This is a genomic window from Bacillus sp. JJ1122 (genome assembly GCF_036964885.1).
In the GTDB taxonomy this organism is placed as follows: Bacteria; Bacillota; Bacilli; order Bacillales; family Cytobacillaceae; genus Mesobacillus.
Window position 1 is genome coordinate 69,478 of record NZ_JBALQL010000024.1, and the last position, 16,795, is coordinate 86,272.

Here is a 16,795-nt window from a genome sequence, read left to right on the forward strand (position 1 = left end):
CATTCATATTAACTCTAGTGAAATTCGCAGACGTTCCTGCGCCTCTTTAACCATACGATCCAGCAGTTCCTGAACAGTAGGAATATCGGAAACCAAACCAGAGACCTGTCCGCCATTCATGAAACCTCGTTCTGTATTCCCTTCGAACGCTCCTTTTTTATGCAGTTCTTCCGAAGTCAGCTCAGCAAACTCATCTGCGGTGATTCCCTGCTTTTCAGCCTCAAGCAGCTTCTCTGCGTATGGTGTATTCAACAGTCTGCGGATTCTTCCAACAGACCTCCCCACAATGACCGTTTCATGATCGGTTGCCTGCAATAATTTTTGCTTATAGGCTTCATGAAATGGAGCTTCCCTGGTAGCGATAAATCTTGTTCCCATTTGCACCCCAGAAGCGCCCAATGCCAGCATGGCAGCAAGACCTTTGCCGTCCCCTATCCCTCCAGCTGCAGCAACAGGTATATTGACTTGTTCGACAATCTGCGGAATAAGTGCAAGAGTAGTAGTTTCAAGATTTGAATTGATGCCTGCTGCCTCATATCCCTCCGCTACTAAAAGATCTGCTCCGGCCCCTTCCGCTTTCTTTGCCTGTTTTACTGAAGCCACAACGGCAATCACTTTTATACCAGCTTCATGCAGTTTTGGAATAAAAGGCGCAGGATTGCCTGCGGAAAGAGTTACCACAGAAACCTGATGTTTGACAGCAAGTCTCAACACTTCCACCGCATTGGGAGATACACTTAATGCCACATTCACAGAAAATGGCTTGGATGTCTTGGCTTTTGTTTCAACTATTATCTTTTCCACCTCATCGGCAGACATCGTTCCAGCACCTATCGTACCAAGACCTCCCGCCTCTGAAACAGCAGCGGTTAAAGCAGCATTGCTGATATTCCCCATTCCACCCTGGATGATTGGATATTTTATGCCCAGAACAGAAGTAATCCCATTCACAAAAATTCCCCCTTCGTTATAATAATGTTATACTAATTTTAAAATTAAGACAATTAAGAAAAGCGAAAGCGCCTTGAATAAAGGAACGTCGACTAAACGCCACGTCCTGTGGCAACATCGACGCCAGCCCATCCTAGGCAAGTCCGATAGGCATAAGACGGCTCTCACAAGAAATCCTGATTTCTGTAGAGAGACGGCTTATGACCCGAGCTGCTCAAAGCTAACGCTTCTCGCAAGATACTCGCAGAAGCAAACTCAGGGTGAAAACTGGCTAGGCGCTGCAGCTAGACAATAAGGAAAAGGAGTGGTTACATGATTCTTTCTTATCTGGATAAAAAACCTTCAGTCGATGAAACTGTGTTCCAGGCACCAGGGAGCTATATTATTGGCGACGTGAAAATTGGCAGAAATTCAAGTGTCTGGTTCAATGCTGTTTTGCGCGGAGATGAGGATACGATTACTATCGGAGAAAGCTGCAGCATTCAGGACAATGTAACTTGCCACTTGTATGAAGGTTCGCCTCTGGTCATTGAAGATGAAGTGACCGTTGGGCACAACGCCATTCTTCATGGCTGCACCATCAGAAAAAGATGTATCATTGGCATGGGCTCGACAATTCTTGATGGCGCTGAAATTGGCGAGGAATGTATCATCGGAGCAAATACTCTGATACCCGCAGGGAAGAAAATCCCCCCGCGCTCCTTAGTGGTTGGAGCACCTGGAAAGGTCGTCAGGGAAATTGGCGAAAAAGATCTGGAGTTGATTCAGTTATCGATCGATACATATGTCCAAAAGGGCAAGGAATACCGAGAGCACTTAAAGAGTGTTTAGGTTATCTCGTTACATAAGAGCCTGAAGAAATTTCAGGCTTTTTTTTATGATTCAACCGGCACCCAAATTTCCATCTCGTATTCCGGCAAGTCTTCCTTCCCAAACATCATAGCTTCTACAACCTCTATTTCAGGCATTCCTTTCTTAATCTTGTATCCTTCACGGTCAAATGTTTGCCATAGTTGACCGTATGTACTCGGTATTTCTGCAGATGGGCCAGTATGTTTGAACACTACATATTTATGTTCTGGAAATGTATGCAGAGTCATTCCGCTTTCGACTTTATAATAATCAACTTCTGCCAATTCAAGACCACAAGTATAATAATAATCATCGCTCCTTGGCGGCAGGCAAACTCCAACAATCTTATTTGCCTTCTCATCTTTAATAAACCTGGCAGCTTTTCCCCATAAATCTGGAATAGGATAATCCATTTCAGCTCCCCACTTGCCCGCCGCACTGTAGCCGACAAGAACAAACGCATTTTTCGTTACTTCTCTGAATTCCATTAAACATCCACCTTTTAAAATTATTTACATATCTATACTTCTTCACCGAACGTACATTCTCCTGTTTTGATGAAAAAAATAGACTTTCGTCAGGTCTTAACCTTCTACTAGTTTTATATAGGCATTTTCTTCCCCATCGACAATTGCGATATAAAACGGAGCATCCGTTTCATATATTTTTGTTCCAACCGGAAGTTTACTAGCAGTGCTTTCTTTAAAACGCCATGAATCCGATGTTTGTTTGATGATTTCACCAACCTGTTCACCTAATTCATATTCCTGCTGCTTTACCCATTCTACATTCTCAGCATTGGAAAAAACGTAACCATCCATGACGAAAATGTCCGCATCTGGGTTGTCAGTCAGGATGTCCTGAGCTGACGGATTACCATTAAACGCATCACCAGGCCAATTTACATCGTTACAGCCTGAAATTAGGAAAAGTATAAATATGAGCGATAAAACTTTTTTCATTCTTCACTCCTCCTTTTTCGATTTTATATATTCGTTTTATATATATCTTTTTCCTTTGGCGAGTATATCTTTAATGACCATTTTGGAGTGTTGTAGGTATGTAGATCAGTCAAAACTCAAACCAACTCGGTACGGATTTTTCTCTTATAATTGTTTTGGTAGCTCATCCCATAACAATTCGAACCCCGATTTTTCTCTTTCATTTGTTCTCGGACCCCTTCCCATAACAACTCGAACCCCGGTTTTTCTCTTTCAATTGTTCTCGGACCCCTATTTTGCCGTTTCAATTGTTCTCGTACCCTTCCATAACGGCTCATCTTCTTATTTTTCTCTCTGGTTTGTTATCATTCTTATTCCATTACACCCATCACATCTTCCCCTTTATCAAAAAAAGGACTATTACGATTTTGCCTGTAAAAAAAAGAGACACAACCCTAGCAGGTTTATGCCTCTACCAATTATTCCATGATATACGGATGGTCCATAACATCATAATCAACAGCTTTGTGCTTAATTTCATTGCCTTCTTTAAAGACGGACTCGAAGAACCGGGATGCGGGCTCCGCCAGCTCCTTGTAGTATTCGCTGAATAGTGAGGCCGCATGGCTTCCAAGCCATTTTTCAGGCAATAGCTCTTCTGGCAGTCCTGGATCGAAGAACAGGAACTTTCTGTATTCATGGACGAGCTTTGTCCGCTCTACGAAGCATTCTGCGTCTGACATGCTTCCCTTTTGTATTTTGTTTTTATCGATGATGTATTTCTGGCTGTATTCACTGATGAAATCCTGATACTTTGCATTGATTTCGTGTAAATCCCAGCTTTTTTCTACCAATCTCTGATTTTCATGGGGACCATTGTACTCGGCCACAAAGAAATCAACGTACTGTTTAATCTCGTATTTTTCAATCAAATCATTTACTTGCCTTTCGAGATTGTTGGCGGATATCCAAAAGCTGTTTGACATTGAACCAAATCCGCTCCAGATTAATTCCTTCCGCAGCTCGTCTCGGACATTCCGGATTTCCTCAGGAATCGTATACATCAGGATTCTCCATTTGCCATCCCACTCTTCAGGCTTCAGCTTAAAGATACGCTTACCCGCTTCATCAATTCTTTTTTGGCCACGTGGAGTCAGCGAGTAATAGCTCTTGTTGCCAATCTTCTCAGCCTGGACCCATCCTTGCTTGTTCATCCTGGAAATGGCGGCTCTGACAGACTGATCGTTGTGCCCAAATTCATTAAGCAGCCGAATCAAGCTGCCAATCCAAATCTTGCTCCCATAATGGGATATATAGTCACCATATAGTGTAAAAATCATTGATCTAGTATTCAAGCTTCTGTCATCCTCATTTTTTTAGTTGAACGGATAAAATCCGTTATAGAACATTTTACAGTATTATCATTATTTTGCAAAAACAATTTGCTTAAATAGCAAAAATCCATAGGAAATTTTCCCTATGGATTTTTTTATTCTGCTGTAAAAACTGGCTTGCGTTTTTCACTGAAAGCATTTAATGCTTCGACACGGTCCTTTGTTGGAATTGTTACTTCATAGGCCTTTGACTCAATTGCAAGCCCAGTCTGCAGATCAGTGCTGCTGCCATGCTGGATCGCATACTTCGCCTGTCTTACTGCTATGGGTGCATTCTGGAGGATTTCCTCCGCTAGTTCCTTACAAGCTGGCATAACGTTTTCTTTTGCTGCGACATCAGTTAAAATTCCAAGCTCAAGAGCCTTATCCGCAGAAATTTTCCTTGCTGTAAAAATCAATTCCTTCGCCTTCATCTCGCCAATCAGCCTGGAAAGCCGCTGTGTGCCTCCCGCACCTGGAATGATTCCCCAGCTCACTTCTGTCATGCCCATCAAGGCATTTTCTGCGGCAATTTTAAAATCACATGCCAGCATCAATTCGAATCCGCCGCCAAAGGCAAAACCGTTTACTGCTGCAATTGTTGGGTGAGGCAATTCAGCAACCGCACTGAATACATCCCTGATTTTCTTCACATTTCTTCGTACTTCAGCCTCTGAGAGATTTTTTCGTTCCTTCAAATCTGCACCGGCGCTGAATGCCTTGTCTCCAGCTCCTGTAAAAATAACCACTCTGACATCAGGATCGGTGTGCAGACTTTCTACTGCACCGCCAAGTTCCTGCAGCGTTTCAAAATTAAAGCAGTTCAGTGATTCAGGACGATCAATCGTGATATAAGCGATATGCTGTTCTTTCTGGAATTTGATATTCTTCATTTAGTTCTCTCCTATATTTTCGATAATCGTTGCAATTCCCTGGCCTACTCCGACACACATTGTCGCAAGACCGTATTTAGCATCCCGCTTTTTCATTTCATACAAAAGAGTCGTTAATATCCTTGCGCCGCTCGCACCAAGGGGATGGCCAAAAGCGATAGCTCCACCGTTGACATTGACCCGCGACTGGTCAAGCCCTAGTTCCTGGATGCAGCCTAGAGACTGGGCAGCAAACGCCTCGTTCAGCTCAATAAGGTCGATATCTGAAACAGATAATCCCGCTCGTTTTAACGCTTTTTCCACTGCATAAACCGGCCCCATTCCCATAATCGATGGCTCCAGGCCTGCCGTCGCTGAAATAACATAACGGGCCAGCGGCTTTACTCCTAGTTCATCTGCTTTTTCCCGGCTCATCAACAGTAATGCAGAAGCACCATCATTTACTCCGGATGCATTGCCGGCAGTGACCGTACCATCCTTGAAGAGCGGCTTCAGCTTTGATAATTTTTCCGCTGTTGTACCTGGTCGCGGATGTTCATCCCGATCTATGATCGTTTTATTACCCTTTTTATCCTCATAAATAACAGGGACAATTTCGTTTTCAAAACGCCCTGCCTCCATAGCCTTTTGCGCGCGAAGCTGACTTTCAGCAGCAAACTCATCTTGAGCTGCACGTGAAATATCATACTTTTTTGCAACGTTTTCAGCTGTTTCCGGCATACTGTCCGTACCGAACATTTCCTTTAGCTTGTCATTCACGAATCGCCAGCCAATCGTTGTGTCGAACATCTCCATATTTCCTCTTGGAAACTCTGCCTGCGGCTTAGCCATGACAAATGGTGCTCGTGTCATGCTTTCGGTTCCTCCTGCGATGAAGATGTCACCTTCTCCTGCTAAAATCGCCCTGGCCGCATAGTTAACCGCATCCAATCCAGATCCGCACAAACGATTGATAGTCGTCCCAGCAACCTCTACAGGAAGGCCCGCTAATAAACCTGACATCCTGGCCACATTCCGGTTATCCTCACCCGCCTGATTGGCATTCCCAAGCACAACTTCTTCAATTCCTGCTGGAGGAACGCCGCGGTTTCTCTCAATTAGTGCCTTAATCACAACTGCTCCTAAATCATCCGGACGGATCTGGCGCAGGCTGCCGTTGTATCTTCCAATCGGAGTCCTGACTGCGTCAACAATTACAACTTCTCTCATCGTCATCCTCCTTTACTTAGTCGAACCAGCAATTTCTGGCGAAGTGCTATAGTCATAGACTCCACGGCCCGTCTTCCTTCCAAGCCGTCCTGCTTTCACGTATTGCTCCAGCAGAGGGGCCGGTCTATATTTTTCACCGAGCTTTTCATGCAAGTATTTCAAATTATTGAGACGTGTATCCAATCCTACTAGATCCCCTAATTCGAATGGACCCATTGGATAATTCAGCCCAAGTTTGATTGCCTTATCAATTTCCTCCGCTGTCCCAACGCCTTCCTGAAGCATGTAAAATGCTTCATTGCCTACAAGCGCACTGATCCTGCTAGTCACAAACCCTGGGAATTCATTGACGGTGACAGTTTCCTTGTTCATTTGGATGGCAGCCTGCTTAATGGCTTCTGCTGTTTCATCGCTTGTTTCAAGGCCACGGACAATTTCAACGAGCGGCATTTTATGGACTGGATTGAAAAAGTGCATTGCAATCACTTTCTCCGGACGCTTGGTAAAAGATGCAATCTCAGTGGGACTCATCGTCGATGTGTTCGATGCAAACAGACAGTGTGCTGGTGCATGCTGGTCGATGACCTCAAAAATCGTCTTTTTGATATTCATTTTTTCCGGTACCGCCTCAATGATCAAATCGGCATCCTTGACGTTATCTACAAGAAAGTTTGAATATTTAAGTCTTGATTTTGCAGATTCCATATCATCTGCAGTGATTTTTCCGCGCGCCATTCCTTTTTCAAAAATGCTGTTGATTTCCTGTTCTGCATTGCGCAGCTGCTTTTCTTCTACATCGATTAAAACTGTATCAAAACCGCCTAAACAGCTGACATAGGCGATGCCTCTGCCCATGACGCCAGAACCGATTACGACTAGTTTCTTCATTATATTCGTCCTCCTTTTTTAAAAATTGGCTCTGCTATACCTGTCTGTTGTTTTCCGCTTCCCTAATAGCTAGCTTTATTCATCCTTAAAAATCAAAGGCGAGCACCCGCAATAATGAGTGCTCGCCACGTTTTTACAGATTAAACGGGTTTAGCGGGCGGCTGCCATAGTAAGAGACTATACTCTTTGTTTCTGTATATAGATCAAGTGTTTCAATGCACAGCTCACGTCCAAAACCAGATTGCTTATAGCCGCCGAATGGTGTTCCAGGGAATGCCGAGAATGGGCAGTTGACCATAACAATACCAGCCTGGATTAGCTTAGACACTCTTGTAGCACGTCCATAATCCTTTGTCCAGATGGCTGAACCGAGGCCATATTCACTGTCATTCGCAAGCTTGACAGCTTCTTTTTCATCTTTAAATTTCATGACCACTACTACCGGCCCAAAGATTTCCTCTTTTACAGCCTTCATGCTGTGGTTGGTTTCAGCGATGATTGTCGGCTCATACCAGTAGCCATTTTCATAGCCTTCAAGAGCAGCAGCTTTGCCGCCTGTTAAAATTTCTGCTCCGTCTTCCTTTGCCGATTTCACATAGCCGTCGATTACATTTAGCTGGTCCTCGCTGATAACAGCACCGACATGGGTTTCTTTATCAAACGGATTGCCAAGCTTCAACTGCTTTGTTTTTGCCACGAATTTTTCCATGAATTCATCGTAAACATTCTCATGAACATACAGTCTGGAGCGCGCTTCGCACGACTGGCCAGTGTTATAGAAGATTCCAAACAATGATCCATCTACCGCAGCATCTATGTCTGCATCATCAAAAATGATGCTTGGAGATTTTCCGCCTAACTCCAGTGTTACGCGTTTAAGAGTTTGAGAGGCTCTTGCCATGATATCTTTTCCGATTGGCGTTGAACCTGTGAAAGCTACTTTATCTACCTTTTCATGTTCAACAAGGTAGTTTCCGATTTCTGAACCAGATCCTGGAATGACGTTTACAACACCCTCAGGTACGCCTGCTTCAATACAGATTTCACCAAGAACGATTGCTGTTAAAGGTGTCAGTGATGCAGGTTTTACAATAACCGAACATCCAACAGCAATGGCCGGAGCGATTTTCCAGGCAGCCATCATTAATGGATAATTCCAAGGAATGATTTGTGCACATACACCAACAGGCTCTTTTTCGGTGATATTCTGGAAAGCTCCTGGCATACTGTTGACAGAACCGCGGTGGCTGACAATTGCACCAGCGTAAAACTCGAAATCTTCAATCGCCTGCATGACCTGTCCCTGAGCAGCAGCAAGTGATTTACCTGTGTCAAGAATCTCCAATTCTACCAACTCGTTGAAACGGGATCTCATGATCGAAGCAATTTTATTCAAAGTACGAGAGCGCTTATTTACAGGGAAATGGCGCCATTTTCCAAAATCGAAAGCATTTCTTGCAGCCTGTACTGCCAGTTCAGCGTCTTCCTTGGATGCCTTCGCAACTTTAGCAACCTCTTCACCTGTTGCCGGATTAAAGACTTTATATGTTTCGCCGTTCGTGCTGTCCTGGCGAACTCCGTTAATAATCAGCTGATATGCCTCGCGTTTAACTGACATTGTTTCGAATTTTTGTTCTTTAACTGTTGTCACGCGTTCCATCTCCTTTAGTGGATTGATTGTTTCTATTACTCGCCTTTAAAAACTGGTTTTCTTTTTTCCAGAAATGATTGGACGCCTTCCTTATGGTCAGCTGTTTGTCCTGCGATTCTTTGGCTTTGGGCATCTCTTTCCAAAAACTCTTCGAGATTGGAGTGCCAGCTTGCTTTCAGGCTTCTTTTTATTAAACCAATCGCTTTCGTTGGCATGTATGCAAGCCTTTCGGCAAAAGCTGCTACCTTTTCGTCCCACTCTTCCATTGGAATGACCTCTGTTACAAGGGCAAGCTCCCTTGCTTTTTCAGCCGGAATCTTTTCTCCAAAAACGGCTAGTTCCATTGCTTTTGCATGCCCTATAAGCCGAGGCAGGTAATATAAATTTCCAGCATCAGGTACTAGGCCAACATGAATGAAGGCTTCTACGAAACTGGCTTTTTCAGAGGCGATTCGAAAATCACATGCGAGGGCAAGACTCATTCCTGCACCTGCCGCCACTCCATTAACAGCTGCGATTACCGGTTTTTCACAACGGTCCAGCTCGAGAAGCATTGGGTTATACCGCTTCCGAAGTACTTCCCCGTGGTCCATATCTTCAGAAACACCAGAGAGGTCTTCACCGGAACAGAATGCTCGGCCGGCTCCAGTCAGGACAAGGGCACGAACGCTTTTATCACGAGAAGCATTCTTGACTGCCATCTGGATTTCCTTGTTTAGTTGTTCAGTGAAGGCATTCAATTTATCAGGGCGGTTCAGGGTAATGTAGGCTACCTGATTCCGCACCTCATACAAAACGGTTTCAAACACAGCTATGTACCCCCTTATTTCCCTTTAAACTCCGGCTTTCTTTTTTCCTTAAAAGCCCGCATGCCTTCCTTCTGGTCCTCAGTGGCAAAAAGCATATAGAAATTTTTGCGCTCGTATTGCATGCCTTCATATAAAGGATAATCAACAGCTTTTAAGATAGATTCTTTAATGAGCCTTACTGCAATAGGGGCTTGCTTTGCTATTGCGGCTGCAAATTTTAGCGTTTCCTCCATCAAGACTTCTTCAGAGAAAGTCGCATTTATGATGCCATATTGCAGTGCTTCCTTTGCTGAAATGCACTTTCCACTCAGGATCCATTCCATTGCCTTTGTTTTGCCGACAAGCTTGGTCAGCCTTTGAGTCCCACCGGCACCTGGCATAACGCCAAGATTTACTTCCGGAAAGCCGAACTCCGCATTTTCAGAAGCAAATAGCATGTCACAGCAAAGTGCCAGTTCAAAAGCGCCTCCAAGAGCAAAGCCATGTACCGCTCCAATCACAGGTTTCTTGATCCATGCGAGACGATCCCAATCCGTGAACTGGTTCAGCGTTTCCATGCTGATTGCATCGGCATCCATCATTTCATCGATATCAGCACCCGCTGCAAACGCCCTGCCCTTGCCAGCTAAAAAAATGACTTTGATTGCAGGGTCATTATCATAGTCCTCCATCGCAGAAAGGACCTCTGAAACCATTTGCCTGTTCAGCGCGTTAAGAACCTTGGGGCGATTAAGCTCAATGAGTCCAATCTCCCCTTTGACGGAGGTGTCGATCAGTTCATAGTTTCTATTCATCTTGCTCTTCACCGATCATCAATGTGACCAGATCACCAGCAAAACTCATTACATCCTTTCCAGAAGCCTTACCCTCAGGTGATTTCATTCCAGCTTTTAATGCTTCATGGTCATCATAGTACATTTCGCACATTAGATAATATTTGCCTTCTCCGCCCATTGGACTGCCGACAATACGAGTTACTTCCATTTTACGAAGTCCCGGAATTTTCGCAGTCAGTGGAGCATGTGTTTCGAAATAGTGTTTGTCAAATGCCTCTTTGTCTTGTGGATGCTTGTATAGCGCGATTAGTTTTACCATTAAAAATCTCTCCCTTTTCATACGTGTTTTTTTAGTAGTTGAACCTTGTTCCATTAATAAAAACCATTTTTTCACCAAGGTGAATATATGCTGTAATTCTTTAAGCTATTAATCATTAGATGTGATTGACTAGTTTATTTTTTTTAGACAAGCATGTCACATCAAAGTAGATACTGGTTTCATCGCCTCGAATGGATTCTTGCAGGCTTTGCAGTATAAAATGCTTCTGCATGCTGTAGGACCAAAAAGGTTTTCCAGCGTTGTGTAAGTCGAACCGCAATATGGGCAATCCGCCTGCCATTCTCCAGTTTCAGCAATATGTCTTGGCGGAGGGGCAATTCCGAATTCCTTCAAACGTTCCCTGCCAATATCAGACACCCGGTCGGAAGTCCACGGCGGGTGAAAAACGAACTGGACTTCAACCTTGTTGATTTCTTCAATTGCCTCAAGTGCAATCACTACATTTTTCTTGATAATATCTAAAGCTGGACAGCCCATGAAAGTCGGCAAGAGTTTTATCAAAACTCCATCTGGTGAGATTTCCCATTCTTCAAGCATCCCCAGTTCAATGATCGAGACACTGTCAATTTCAGGATCCTTGACTGTTTGGAGTGCTGCCATGACTTTATCTTTTAGCATCATCCATCACCAGCTTGCTGCCGCATCAATTTTATACACTTCACCTAAAGTATCGAGAGCAGCTTCCAACTCTGAAGTATGATCACCATTCCGTCCATTGCCACTCTTCATGCCGAATTTCTCTGGCAGTTTAAGGTCAAGTGATTCGAAAACAGGTGACATCATTTGCACCCATTTGTTTCTTAAGACTTCCTCTGACTCTATTAACTTATGTTGTGTAAAGTCATCGCCGTTGGCTCCCAAGGAGAACAGGCCGTCAAGTTCCTCAAAAACAGTCACCATCGCTGCTTCCATTCTCGTCTTTGCTTCTCCACCTGCGCTGACAAGCTGAGAAAACCAGGTTTTCCAGTGCAGCAGATGGTAGTAGAGCTCCATGTTCACCTTTACAGCTGCATTTGCCAATGGCTGGTAAGATGAGTTCTTCAGCGACTCGATCTTAACCTTCTTCGCTTGAGCGTAGAAATAGTTCCTGACAACAGCGAACGCCCAGTCGTAATGTGGTTCAGTCAAATAAGTTCCTGGGCCATTCACTTTTTCTAGCAAAATGGCATTCTTTCTGTCTGTCGCCGGTCTGGCATGAGCGAGTTCGTCTGGATCACCTGCCCCTAAATCGTGAAGAAGCTGGTAAAACATCGCCGCATGGCCCATCGTATCCTGGCTGATAGAAGAAAACGCGACATCTTCCTCAATGTGAGGAGCAAGGCCCAGCCACTCGGAACCGCGGTAAGCGAGGATGAAATCATCATCAGCAAGCTGGAAAAGGAGCTCTGCCGCTGACTGGCGGTAAGATTCATTTTTCATAGCATCTTCATGTGTACATATCATTTCTCCTGCTTCCCTCCCCATGACATAATTTCTTGTTCATCAAGCATGCCTTGCTCATAATGGCGCCATTTCTTTTTCAGATAGCCATAGCCCTTTGTATTCCGGTAATCCTTATTGTCCAGCCTTTGTAAGGTCTGGCGTTCCTCAAGCGTCATCTTCCGGACATCATCCCGTTTGACAACCCATATATCCGCCACCGGCTCACGCCTCATGAAATTCTCCTGCGCCATCACAAGAGCAAGCTCATGGTTCGGAGCCAGCAGCGAAAACTGGTACTGCAAAGGCGAAGTATCCGTCCGCTTGCTGAACACCTCAAACTCCTGGTAAAAACCCTTCCCAGACATCCAACTCTCCCCTTCCCTTCAACAGTTCACCGCACCGGGGGCCAGTCCCCCGCCGCTTTACCGCTTCACCTTGTTGGGGGTCTGACCCCCAGCGCTTCACCGCATTAACCTGTTAGGGGTCTGACCCCCATTACGTTAATGCGTTATTGGCTTAGTGCGTCGATGACCCATTTGTTGTTGCTGTATGAGATTTCTCTTAGTCTTAGTCGTTCTTTTGATTTTGGTCCGTTGTTTTTAATGATTTGTTTAAATTTGCTCCAGTCTGGCTGCTTGTATTGCCACATTCCGCTTTCCTGGTCAAAGTGCATCGTTTCATCAGGCAGTTTCAAACCAAGGGATAAGACTCTTGGAATATACTTTGTGAAGAAATCCTGGCGGAGGTCTTCGTTTGTTTTCGTCCTGATTCCATATTTAATGGTTGTATCCTGTTTTGATGTCCCGGTTGTTGATGCGTCTCCTGGCCCGAAGAACATCAGCAATGCGTCCCACCACCGATTAATGGAATCCTGGATCATCGCTCTTTGTTCATCCGTTCCTTCAGCTAGTGCCATAATGATTGCCTCACCGTGCTGCGCATGAAAAACCTCTTCGGCGCAGATCCGCTTCAATGCTCTTGCATATGGTCCATAGGAGGCATCCAGCATATTCGTCTGTGTAATGATCGCCGCACCATCGACCAGCCAGCCGATCAGCCCTGCGTCCCCCCATGTTTTTGCTTCCATGTGGAAGACGTTATGGAATTTCAAGTCACCAGAAAGCAAGTCTTGAATGATATTCTCTCTCGACTTTCCAAGAGGCTTCATTAAATCTTCCGCAACGCGCAGAAGCAGCTGCCCATGGCCCATCTCATCCTGCACCTTCGCCATGATACCCAGCTTTCTCTTTAATGAAGGGGCTTTAGGTACCCACTCCTTTTCTGGGAGAGCACCCATTATTTCACTGATGCCATGCATCGAAATCAGCTTGATCAGCGTCATTCTGTATTCATCCGGCATCCAGTCATCTGCTTCAATTTTCTCGCCAGCTTCAATCCGCTCCATGAAATGCTGATACTTCGCTTCCTCAGAAAGCTGGTCATAAGAAATTGGATTTACCATGCTGTTGACCTCCTTAACAATTATGTTCCGATTGGTTCTTTCGTTTTATCGACAATCCGGACTGCCTTGCCTTCCGAACGCGGAATCGTTTTCGGGCGATGCACACGGACTTCTATAGAAATCAGACACTGGCTTTTAAGCAATGCTTGAATTCTTTGTTCCAGCACATACACGGTGTCAGAAATAGGATCTTCGCCTATTGCTGTGAAAAATTCGTCATTCATCTCAACATGCAGTTCAAGCACTTTTAAAGTCCGCTTTTGTAAAATCTGTATCTGATAATGCGGAGCTAGTTCTGGAACAGTCAGCAGACAATGTTCAATTTGCGATGGGAAAACGTTGACACCATTGATAATCAGCATGTCGTCGATTCGTCCCTTTACCCTCGACATTCTCACTGTCGTCCTGCCGCAGCTGCATTTCTCCCTGCACAGGGATGCAATATCCCCAGTACGGTAGCGAATGATTGGAAAAGCTTCTTTCGTAAGGCTCGTGAAAACGAGCTCCCCTTCCACACCATCAGGTACTCGTTTCATCGTTTCAGGATCAATGACTTCTACATAAAAATGATCTTCTGCCACATGCAGTCCTGCCTGTGCTTCGTGACATTCATTTGCGACACCTGGCCCAATGACTTCACTCAAACCGTAAATATCACAAGCTTTGATATCCAATTTTTCCTCTAGAGTTTTTCTCATTTCTTCAGACCAAGGTTCTGCGCCAAATATGCCGTATTTTAATGATGTTTGCCGCGGATCCTTCCCCATCTCTTCCATCGTTTCAGCAATATTTAAAATGTAGGATGGCGTTCCGCAAATGACTTCAGGCTTAAAGTCTTCAATCAGCATGATTTGTCTTTGAGTATTTCCTCCCGAGACAGGAACCGTCACCATCCCTAGCTTTTCGCTTCCATAGTGAAGCCCAAGACCTCCGGTAAAAAGTCCATATCCATATGCATTGTGAAGGTACTTGCCTGGCTTCCCGCCTGCAAGAGCGATTGACCTGGCAACAATCTCACTCCACATTTCAATATCATTCTGGGTGTAGCCGACGACTGTCGGTTTTCCGCTTGTTCCTGATGAAGCATGAACCCTCACCATCTCATTTTGGGGCACTGCGAATAATCCAAATGGATAGTTATCTCGCAAATCTTGCTTCTCGGTAAACGGAAGCGCTTCCAAATCTTCCAAACTATTAAGCATTTCTGGAGAGAAATTGGCTTTTTCAAACTTCTCACGGTAAAAAGGCACACGCTGGGCAACTTTTTCTACGGTAGCTCTAAGTCTCTGAAGTTGAATTTCTTCAATAAACTCACGGCTTTTGGTTTCGATTTCATGTAAAATCAAGATTTCGCCCCCTGTATTACATAAAATTTTATTTATATAACGTTATATTACCGTAACACAATAAATGTGTTATATATTTTAAAACAAAGATACCGTGTCTACAGTAAAAAGTCAATTATTTTTCTGAAAATTTTAATATTTAATGTGGAATTTTACCATCTACTGGATAAAGTAATGATTTTCGCGGATTTCGTAGCGAATGCGATTATTTTCGTAGTGATTATGAAGCAAAACGTAGTGATTGTTAGTGGAATTGGAGTGATCATTGGCGAAATCGTGGTGATTATATTTTAACCTTTGTGATTTACGTTCGAATCATAATTAAAACAAACTTTTCCGCTAGATTTGTATCAAAATTCATCAAATAGCTGATACTCTTTAAGCTAAAATGAAAAAGTTATCTCTCCCCTAGCTACCTATTCTGATTATTTTTCGGCAGTAAACAATAAATGGTTCATCTTTCACTACACCCCCAGTTGCATCATAAAAAAAGAACCCCTTGAAGGAATTCAAGGAGTTCTGTCTATTTATTAATACATGCTCATATATTGTTCGCGTTCCCAAGGGTGAACTTGTGTGCGGAACATATCCCATTCGATTTCTTTTGCTTCGATGAAGTGTTCAAGGATATGCTCACCAAGAGCAGAGCAGATTACTTCGTTTTTCTTCAACTGGTCAAGAGCTGCTGCTAATGTTGGCGGCAGATCGTCGATACCTTCTTCGACACGTTCTTCCTTGTTCATTACATAGATGTTACGGTCAACTGAAGCTGGAGGAGTCAATTTGTTCTTGATTCCGTCCAAACCGGCTTTTAGCAATACTGCCATAGCAAGATATGGGTTTGCTGCAGGGTCAACGCTTCGAACCTCAACACGTGTGCTCAGTCCGCGTGATGCCGGAATACGGATCAATGGTGAACGATTTTTAGCAGACCATGCTACATAACAAGGTGCTTCATAGCCTGGCACAAGACGCTTATAAGAGTTTACAGTTGGGTTTGTAACAGCTGTAAAGCCTGATGCATGCTTAAGTGTTCCAGCGATGAACTGGTAAGCTGTTTCGCTAAGTTCTAGCTTTTTATCACTTGGATCGTAGAAAGAATTCTCGCCGTTACGGAATAGCGACATGTTGCAGTGCATTCCTGAACCATTCACACCGAACAACGGCTTTGGCATGAATGTAGCATGCAGGCCGTGCTTACGTGCGATTGTTTTTACAACAAGCTTGAACGTTTGAATCTGGTCACAAGCTGTTAAAGCATCTGCATATTTAAAGTCGATTTCGTGCTGCCCTGGAGCAACCTCGTGGTGAGATGCTTCGATTTCAAAGCCCATTTCCTCAAGTTCAAGAACGATATCACGTCGGCAGTTCTCGCCAAGGTCTGTTGGTGCAAGGTCGAAGTATCCACCGTTGTCGTTTAGCTCAAGTGTTGGCTCGCCATTTGCATCTAGTTTGAAAAGGAAGAATTCTGGTTCTGGCCCCAAGTTGAAGTTTGTGAAGCCAAGCTCTTTCATTTCTTTTAGAATACGCTTAAGGTTTCCACGTGGGTCACCTGCAAATGGTGTTCCGTCTGAATTGTTGATATCACAGATTAAGCGAGCAACCTTACCCTTTTCAGCAGTCCAAGGGAACACTACCCAAGTATCTAAATCAGGAATAAGGTACATATCAGACTCTTCAATACGGACGAAGCCTTCGATTGAAGAACCATCGAACATCATTTTATTATCAAGCGCTTTTTCAAGCTGGCTGATAGGAATTTCCACGTTTTTGATTGTTCCTAGGATGTCAGTGAACTGCAAACGAATGAATTTTACGTTTTCTTCTTTTGATAATCTTACAATGTCTTCTCTTGTATACTTTGCCATTCTTAATTTCCTCC

General features: G+C 44.1%; 18 protein-coding genes. 1 reads left to right on the plus strand and 17 read right to left on the minus strand.

All coding sequences use genetic code 11. The features are described 5' to 3' along the window. Positions 1 to 3: 3 nt before the first annotated feature. Entirely contained in the window at positions 4 to 951 is a 948-nt protein-coding gene (locus tag V7201_RS14565) for an NAD(P)H-dependent flavin oxidoreductase (protein ID WP_335377467.1), read from the minus strand. A gap of 312 nt (positions 952 to 1,263) precedes the next feature. Between V7201_RS14565 and V7201_RS14570 the strand changes: the two genes are divergently transcribed. Then, on the plus strand, positions 1,264 to 1,782 hold the full coding sequence (locus V7201_RS14570) for a gamma carbonic anhydrase family protein (protein ID WP_335377468.1): 519 nt from the start codon (positions 1,264 to 1,266) through the stop codon (positions 1,780 to 1,782). Positions 1,783 to 1,826: 44 nt separating this feature from the next. On the opposite strand, the gene V7201_RS14575 is transcribed toward V7201_RS14570, so the two are convergent. The 16 genes from V7201_RS14575 to glnA all read right to left on the minus strand — a co-directional run bounded on the left by V7201_RS14575 (position 1,827) and on the right by glnA (position 16,781). Further along, complete coding sequence (locus V7201_RS14575) at positions 1,827 to 2,291, minus strand: GyrI-like domain-containing protein (protein ID WP_335377469.1); 465 nt, start codon at positions 2,289 to 2,291, stop codon at positions 1,827 to 1,829. 96 nt (positions 2,292 to 2,387) lie between these two features. Beyond that, complete coding sequence (locus tag V7201_RS14580) at positions 2,388 to 2,765, minus strand: hypothetical protein (RefSeq protein ID WP_335377470.1); 378 nt, start codon at positions 2,763 to 2,765, stop codon at positions 2,388 to 2,390. Between the two features lie 458 nt (positions 2,766 to 3,223). Next, positions 3,224 to 4,099 (minus strand): phenylacetic acid degradation operon negative regulatory protein PaaX, encoded by an 876-nt coding sequence (gene paaX, locus V7201_RS14585; RefSeq protein ID WP_335377471.1) that lies wholly within the window; start codon positions 4,097 to 4,099, stop codon positions 3,224 to 3,226. A gap of 134 nt (positions 4,100 to 4,233) precedes the next feature. After that, positions 4,234 to 5,010 carry an enoyl-CoA hydratase-related protein gene (locus tag V7201_RS14590; protein WP_335377472.1) on the minus strand — a complete coding sequence of 259 codons (777 nt, stop codon included), beginning with the start codon at positions 5,008 to 5,010 and terminating at the stop codon, positions 4,234 to 4,236. After that, entirely contained in the window at positions 5,011 to 6,219 is a 1,209-nt protein-coding gene (locus V7201_RS14595; RefSeq protein ID WP_335377473.1) for a thiolase family protein, read from the minus strand. It abuts the gene before it with no gap. 12 nt (positions 6,220 to 6,231) lie between these two features. Continuing rightward, positions 6,232 to 7,107 (minus strand): 3-hydroxyacyl-CoA dehydrogenase, encoded by an 876-nt coding sequence (locus tag V7201_RS14600; protein ID WP_438825054.1) that lies wholly within the window; start codon positions 7,105 to 7,107, stop codon positions 6,232 to 6,234. Between the two features lie 133 nt (positions 7,108 to 7,240). Beyond that, positions 7,241 to 8,758, minus strand: a complete 1,518-nt coding sequence (locus V7201_RS14605) for an aldehyde dehydrogenase family protein (protein ID WP_335377474.1) — start codon at positions 8,756 to 8,758, stop codon at positions 7,241 to 7,243. 35 nt (positions 8,759 to 8,793) lie between these two features. Next, entirely contained in the window at positions 8,794 to 9,567 is a 774-nt protein-coding gene (locus V7201_RS14610) for an enoyl-CoA hydratase-related protein (RefSeq protein WP_335377475.1), read from the minus strand. A gap of 14 nt (positions 9,568 to 9,581) precedes the next feature. Further along, positions 9,582 to 10,361, minus strand: coding sequence for an enoyl-CoA hydratase-related protein (locus tag V7201_RS14615; protein ID WP_335377476.1), 780 nt, complete (start codon positions 10,359 to 10,361; stop codon positions 9,582 to 9,584). Beyond that, positions 10,354 to 10,662, minus strand: coding sequence for an EthD family reductase (locus V7201_RS14620; RefSeq protein WP_335377477.1), 309 nt, complete (start codon positions 10,660 to 10,662; stop codon positions 10,354 to 10,356). The genes V7201_RS14615 and V7201_RS14620 overlap by 8 nt, the downstream gene beginning before the upstream one ends. Before the next feature lie 156 nt (positions 10,663 to 10,818). Then, on the minus strand, positions 10,819 to 11,301 hold the full coding sequence (gene paaD / locus V7201_RS14625) for a 1,2-phenylacetyl-CoA epoxidase subunit PaaD (RefSeq protein WP_335377516.1): 483 nt from the start codon (positions 11,299 to 11,301) through the stop codon (positions 10,819 to 10,821). 6 nt (positions 11,302 to 11,307) lie between these two features. Continuing rightward, entirely contained in the window at positions 11,308 to 12,126 is an 819-nt protein-coding gene (gene paaC, locus V7201_RS14630; RefSeq protein WP_335377478.1) for a 1,2-phenylacetyl-CoA epoxidase subunit PaaC, read from the minus strand. Next, on the minus strand, positions 12,123 to 12,470 hold the full coding sequence (gene paaB / locus V7201_RS14635; RefSeq protein WP_335377479.1) for a 1,2-phenylacetyl-CoA epoxidase subunit PaaB: 348 nt from the start codon (positions 12,468 to 12,470) through the stop codon (positions 12,123 to 12,125). Before paaB ends, paaC begins: the two co-directional genes overlap by 4 nt. Positions 12,471 to 12,613: 143 nt before the next feature. Continuing rightward, positions 12,614 to 13,567 carry a 1,2-phenylacetyl-CoA epoxidase subunit PaaA gene (gene paaA / locus V7201_RS14640; RefSeq protein WP_335377480.1) on the minus strand — a complete coding sequence of 318 codons (954 nt, stop codon included), beginning with the start codon at positions 13,565 to 13,567 and terminating at the stop codon, positions 12,614 to 12,616. A gap of 20 nt (positions 13,568 to 13,587) precedes the next feature. Further along, on the minus strand, positions 13,588 to 14,913 hold the full coding sequence (locus V7201_RS14645; protein ID WP_335377481.1) for a phenylacetate--CoA ligase family protein: 1,326 nt from the start codon (positions 14,911 to 14,913) through the stop codon (positions 13,588 to 13,590). A 530-nt stretch (positions 14,914 to 15,443) separates the two neighbouring features. Further along, entirely contained in the window at positions 15,444 to 16,781 is a 1,338-nt protein-coding gene (gene glnA, locus V7201_RS14650; protein ID WP_335377482.1) for a type I glutamate--ammonia ligase, read from the minus strand. Between the last annotated feature and the right edge of the window lie 14 nt (positions 16,782 to 16,795).